The organism is Clostridium disporicum (genome assembly GCF_001405015.1).
Taxonomy (GTDB): Bacteria; Bacillota; Clostridia; order Clostridiales; family Clostridiaceae; genus Clostridium; species Clostridium disporicum_B.
The window spans coordinates 1-6,765 of record NZ_CYZX01000039.1; the positions used below are offsets into that span (position 1 = coordinate 1).

A 6,765-nucleotide genomic window follows, 5' to 3' on the forward strand; every position below is an offset into this window, starting at 1 on the left:
CCTTTCCCATAATGGACACATCCTTTCTTAACTAAATATTATTTTACTTAGTTCGATTTAATGTGTCCACTACTTTATACTAACACCAATATATAAATTAAATTTAGAAAAAATTACTTTAAAAAAGATTCTCTAACATTTTTGTTAGGGAATCTTTTTAGTTTTGAATTATATATAGAGAATTTATATAAATTAATAATCTTTAGAAGTAAGATTATATAAATCTTACATATTGTAAATATTAATATTGATTGAATTTATTATTAAGGAGACGTATGTATGAATTTTAATATGGATAGGTTTAGATATGAATTTACTAGGAATCAAGCAAGTAATGAAGAAATATATGCAACTATATTAGAAGGGATGAATGTACATGGGTCTAACTTTATAATATTAATGTGTGCAATAATTATTGCTTCTATAGGTTTAAATATGAATTCAGTAGCAGTGATAATAGGAGCTATGCTTATATCACCATTGATGGGATCGATAATAGGTATAGGATATGGCGTTGGTACATACAATACTAAGCTTTTGAAAACAGCATTTAGAGTACTATCTATTTCTATTATTATAAGTGTAGTTACATCTACTGTATATTTTAGTATAACTCCTATAACTACTGCAGGTAGTGAAATCTTAGCTAGAACAAGTCCTACAATATGGGATGTAATAATTGCTTTTGTCGGTGGTGTGGCTGGAATGATAGGTTTGACACGGAATAAGCCAAGTAATGTTATACCAGGAGTTGCTATAGCAACTGCTCTTATGCCACCATTATGTACGGCTGGTTATGGTATAGCAACAAAGCAATTGAATATTTTTTTAGGTGCTGGATATTTATTTTTTATTAATGGATTTTTTATAGCTATATCAACATTTGTAGTTACAAAAGCATTAAAACTTACTACTAAGAGTAATGTAGATTATGAAAAAGAAAGTAAAGTAAGAAGATTTATACTTATATCATCTATTATAGTGATGATACCTAGCATGGTTTCTGCAATTTGGATGATTACAAAAACTATAGATGAAAAAGATTTGAATGATTTTATAAGTAATGAGCTAAAAAATCAATATGTATTAAGTAAAAATATAGATTATAAAAATAATATTATTACATTAGTTACAGTCGGAGATAGTATAAATAGTACTGAGTTAAATTTTTTAAATGAAAAAATGATTGATTATGGATTAAAAAATAAAAAGCTTATACTTAAGCAAGAAGGCATTAATATGTCAAATCTAGAACAGTATATAGATAGTATAAAAAATAATCAAAGGTATATTACGTCCAATAATACGGACACTAATAATAAAGAGGAGATTAATAGAAATGCTATATTTAATGAACTTAAATCTATATATCCAGAAATTAATAAATTATATTTAGGATATATATATGGTGAAAATGACGAAGAAAATAATATAGAAATACTTATAATATATAGCGATGTTGAAGATTTTAGTAAAAATATTGGAAATATTGAAAATTGGTTTAAAACTAGAATTAATTCGAATAATGCCAAAGTTTATATTGAAGGTAAAACTAGTTAGTTTATATTAAATTTTTGTAAATATTATATTTATAAAAATTATAATAGATTATAGGAAATGTATACCTCATAAATTATATAATATGGTTTAATGTAGGCCTCGTGTTATGCGAAGGTCTATTTTATTGAAAATAAATTATAGTATTAAAACTATTATATTAATATATATTAATATGATAAGTTTAAAATTTATCTAAAATTAAACAAAAGAAACAATTTAAAGATTAGTTTGCTTATATTAAGTTTCACTATGAAATAATTGTAATAATAGGGAATTTAGAATTAGTAATAACTAAAGTGGGGAGGTATTGAATGTATTTGTTGAATCAATTTTGGGCACCAAGAAAGGTATATAATCCTTGTGGAATGTTTACATATGGGCATATAGTATTATTACTAATAGCTATGCTTATATTAAGTATTTTACTATTAAATTCAAGGAAAATAACTAAATCACAAATTAAAAATCTAACAAAAGTATTATCGGTATTTATCACAATATTAGAAGCGATTAAAATTTATTTTAATTTTTACTATGGATATACTTGGATAAATGCGTGGTTTCCTATGTCATATTGTTCTTTATTTATATATGCATTATGGCTAAGTGGATATGGAAAAGGAAAGTACAAAAAGATGGGAGAAGTTTTTATTGCAGGAGTAGCTATAGTAGCAGGTGGGACATATTTATTAATACCTTCTACGTCATTGACAATGTATCCTATGTGGCATTACTTATGCATGTATAGTATGTTATTTCATACTTTAATGGTTTATATGGGAATATTATATCTTTGGAAAAAAGAAATAAAATTAGATATAAAAGGATATAGAATGTATTCTATATTTTTCTTAGCTTTTTCAACTATAGCAATTATATTAAATAATGTTTTTGAAAGTAATTTGATGTTTCTAAAAAAGCCATCTACTATTCCAGTTCCTTTACTTCATACATTATATAATAATACTAAGTGGGGATATACTTTTTTAGTTTTTAGTGTATATCTGTTTATACCTTATGGTGTAACAAGTTATTTAAGCAGAGCTATAAAAAAGGCTAAATTAAATAGACAGAATGACTGTGATAAAGAAGTGATTAAATTAAGTTAATAGTAAAAAACAGTTTAGTTGCACACTCAATATTATGATGATATATTAGTATAGTTATGCAAAAAAAGATAATTGTCAAAAATTTGAAAGTTGATAAAGGGGCAACAAGAATAAAGCTAAGAACTTTCTTGAAAAAGTATGCAAAGATATAGATAAACAAAAGAGGAGGAGAAGTATGTCTAAGGAAAATGATGTATTAGGGACAGAATCTATAGGGAAATTATTAATAAAGTATTCAATACCAGCTATTATTGGTATGATGGTAAATGCTCTTTATAATGTTGTTGATAGAATGTTTATAGGAAATATACCAGGGGTTGGACCAATGGCTATAACAGGGCTAGGTGTTACATTGCCAATAATGACTATACTAGTTGCTTTTGGTACCCTTATAGGAGTAGGGGCAACTACTAAGGTTTCAATAAAGTTAGGTGAAGGAAAAAGAGATGATGCAGAAAAAATTATAGGAAATTCTTTTACATTAACGATAATACTAAGTATTATAATCACAGTATTTGGATTACTATTTTTAAATAACATATTAACTATCTTCGGTGCAAGTGAAAATACTATTGTATATGCAAGAGATTATATGATTGTAATTTTAGCAGGTACAATATTCAATATGTTTTCAAGTATATTTGGTAACATAGTAAGAGGTGATGGTAAACCTAAGCTTTCAGCTATTATTATGTCAGTAGGATGTATTACTAATATAATATTAGATGCGGTATTTATATTTGTATTTAATATGGGAATACAAGGAGCTGCAATTGCAACTGTAATAGCGCAAGCAATTTCAACAGTATTAGGAATGATTTATTACTTAGGTGGTAAATCTAATGTAAGGTTTAAAAAAGAAAATTTAAAACTATATAAAGCTAGTGTTGCTGGAATTTTAATAATTGGAGTATCTCCTTTTGCAATGCAATTAGCAACTAGTGTAGTTCAACTTATATATAATTTCTCATTAAAAACATATGGTGGGGATTTAGCGATAGGAGCTATGGCAACTGTAAACTCAATAAGCATGATATTCGTAATGCCAGCTTTCGGATTTGTACAAGCTATGCAACCTATAGTTGGATATAACTATGGAGCTAAGAGATATGATAGAGCTAGAAAAACATTAAAAATAAGTTTAATTGCTGCTACGTTTGTATTTGTAATGGGATTTTTATTAACTCAATTTGCACCAGAAATGTTAGTAGGAGTATTTAATAAAGACCCTGAATTAATGGGATTAACAATAAATGGACTAAGAAAATATACGCTTGCAATGCCAGTTATAGGTATATCAATAGTTGGAACTTATTATATCCAATCAACAGGAAAAGCAAAGATGTCTATGCTGTTAAGTTTATTAAGACAAGTAATAATCTTAATACCTTTAATTGCAATAGTGCCTAGATTCTTTGGAGTAAATGGTGCTTGGTTTGCACAGCCTATTGCTGATATTATAGCAGCAGTTGCAACTGGAGTAGTTTTATTTAACGAAGTTAGAAAATATTCCAAAATTAAAGACGATGAACTAAGTGAAGAAGTAAAAATTGCATAATAAAAATCGACTACATCAAAGTTAAGTCAATTTTGATGTAGTCTTTTTGCAATAACCTTTAACTATAAAATATTAACAAATAATATAAGTGGATAAGAAAAAATAAGACTGATATAATATTGCAGAGAATGTTTATTTAAAGGAGTCACCAGATGAAATTTTATTTAGCACCAATGGAAGGTATAACAGTACATATATATAGAAACTCATTTGAAAAGTATTTTGGAGGTATTGATAAGTACTTTACTCCATTTATAGTTCCTAATAATAGTAAGAGTTTAAAGACAAAGGAATTGAGAGATCTTTTACCTGAAAATAATAGAGGATTAAATATAGTACCTCAAATACTTACCAATGACGCAGAAGGTTTTATTACTACAGCTAGGAAGTTACAGCAATTAGGATATGATGAAATTAATTTAAATTTAGGTTGTCCAGCAGGTACAGTTGTAGGAAAAAATAGAGGTTCAGGATTTTTAGCATTAAAGGATGATCTTGATAGATTTTTAGATGAAATATATAAAATAGATGATATGAAGATTTCTATAAAAACTAGACTTGGTAAGAATTCGCCAGATGAATTTTATGATATTATAAATATTTATAATAAATATCCTTTAGAAGAGCTTATAGTACATGCAAGAACAAGGGATGATTTTTATGGAAATAAGCCAAACTTTGAGGTGTTTAAACACGGTGTTGACGTAAGTAAAGCACCTATATGTTACAATGGGGATATTTTTAAAGTAGAAGACTATGATAAATTTGTAAAAGATTTTCCAAATGTAAATAATATAATGATTGGAAGAGGTTTACTAGCAAATCCAGGCTTAGTTAATGAGATAAAAGGAATGGCCGGTGTTGACAAAAAGATATTAAAAGAGTTTCATGATGAAGTATTCAATACATATAGAGAGGTATTCCAAGAAGATAAAAATGCTATGTATAGAATGAAGGAAGTATGGGGATATATGATTTATATGTTCTCAGATAATAAAAAATATGCTAAGAAGATTAAAAAAGCTCAAAAAGTATCAGATTATAATCATGCAGTTGAAAGTTTATTTGCAGAACAAGAAATAGTAAATGGAGCTGGATTCTTTAGGGATTAATATTAATCAGAAAAACCGAGTTAGTATAATTAGTGAATATATACCTAACTTGGTTCTTTTTTATTTAGGAATTTTAATTACTTTTTCTTAGAACAACTTTTGGGAAGTATAATTTATTTAATAATCCTATTATAATAAATTATGTTTTACTAATAATATTAAAATTGGAGTTAAGATATATGGATAATAAAATAAATATCTCGAAAATATCAGGTTAAGATAAGTTTAAATGTATTGCAGATAAATGTAAATTTACATGTTGTGAGGGTTGGGATATTTCAATAGATTCAACTACTTATTATAAGTGGAGGAGTATAAATGATAAAAATCTTTTTAGCAATGTTAAAATAAATAAATGTAGAGGGGAAAAATACTATTTAATAGATAAAGAAACTAATGAAGTATGTCCATTTCTAGATAATAGAGGATTATGCAACATAGTGAAAAATAATGGTGATGAGTATTTATCTTTAACATGTCGCACTTTCCCAAGAATATATAATGAGTTTGAAAATATAACGGAGATATCATTATCATGTTCATGTCCAGAGGTGGTTGAAATTATTAATAATATTCCTGGAGAAATAGACATGGTTACTGAAAGTGATATTGAAGTAACTGAAGAATTATTAGAGCTTAAAATTAGAGAAAATATTATTAATATAATAAATAAAGAAAATATATCATTAGATAAGAAACTTATTATAAGTTTTCAAATGTTATTAAATATTTTAGATAATGAAGAAATTACAGAAGATATACTGCTAAATGAGTTTAAAAGATTTGAAGATAATAAATATATAAATGAGATTGTAAGTATCTATAAGCAAATAGATTTAAATAAATATGAATCAATTGAAGAGCTAAATAATTTATTTTTAGATATTATAGAAAATTATAAAGATGTTTCAGGATTGGAAGTTCTTTTAAGAGATATTTCTGATTATGCAGAAGAAGTTGATTTAGAAGAGGTTACTGAGAATTGGAGTAAATTTAAAAAGAAGTTTGAGGAACATAATAGACTAATAAAGAATTGTATAATTGCTAAGGTGTTAAGTAGTTGTATTAGTAATGATGTTGAGGAGCTAGCACTTTCTCTTCAAATGATAATAATAGAATATTTATTAGTTAGATATGCTGTATTTTTAAAATATTCTATAACAGAAGGTAATGATATAAATACTAGTGATATTAAAGATTACATTGTATGTTTTTCAAGAGTTATAGGAAATAATTCTGATTCAGTTATAGAGTTTTTTGAAGAGGGATTTGGTGATCCTATTTTAGAAATTGGATATTTATGTTTAATAAGTTTATTTTAAAAATAAGGGGGCTGTATCAAAAAAAATTTGATATTTGCCGATAAAGAAAAGGAAGTTCGAATTTGAACTTCCTTTTTTGCGCATAGTAATAATATGAAAAACTT

4 protein-coding genes and 1 pseudogene are annotated in these 6,765 nt (G+C 26.1%); all 5 read left to right on the top strand.

Features of this window, described 5'->3' with window-relative positions; all coding sequences use genetic code 11:
• Window positions 1-279 precede the first annotated feature (279 nt).
• Window positions 280-1,560, top strand: a complete 1,281-nt coding sequence (locus ARA56_RS15935) for a DUF389 domain-containing protein (RefSeq protein WP_055268460.1) — start codon at window positions 280-282, stop codon at window positions 1,558-1,560.
• A gap of 311 nt (window positions 1,561-1,871) precedes the next feature.
• Window positions 1,872-2,669, top strand: a complete 798-nt coding sequence (locus ARA56_RS15940; RefSeq protein WP_055268462.1) for a TMEM164 family acyltransferase — start codon at window positions 1,872-1,874, stop codon at window positions 2,667-2,669.
• A gap of 175 nt (window positions 2,670-2,844) precedes the next feature.
• Window positions 2,845-4,227, top strand: coding sequence for an MATE family efflux transporter (locus tag ARA56_RS15945; protein ID WP_055268464.1), 1,383 nt, complete (start codon window positions 2,845-2,847; stop codon window positions 4,225-4,227).
• 152 nt (window positions 4,228-4,379) lie between these two features.
• Window positions 4,380-5,339, top strand: a complete 960-nt coding sequence (locus ARA56_RS15950) for a tRNA dihydrouridine synthase (RefSeq protein ID WP_055268466.1) — start codon at window positions 4,380-4,382, stop codon at window positions 5,337-5,339.
• A 230-nt stretch (window positions 5,340-5,569) separates the two neighbouring features.
• Window positions 5,570-6,661: pseudogene (gene fliB, locus ARA56_RS15955) on the top strand (flagellin lysine-N-methylase); the annotation flags it as partial.
• Between the last annotated feature and the right edge of the window lie 104 nt (window positions 6,662-6,765).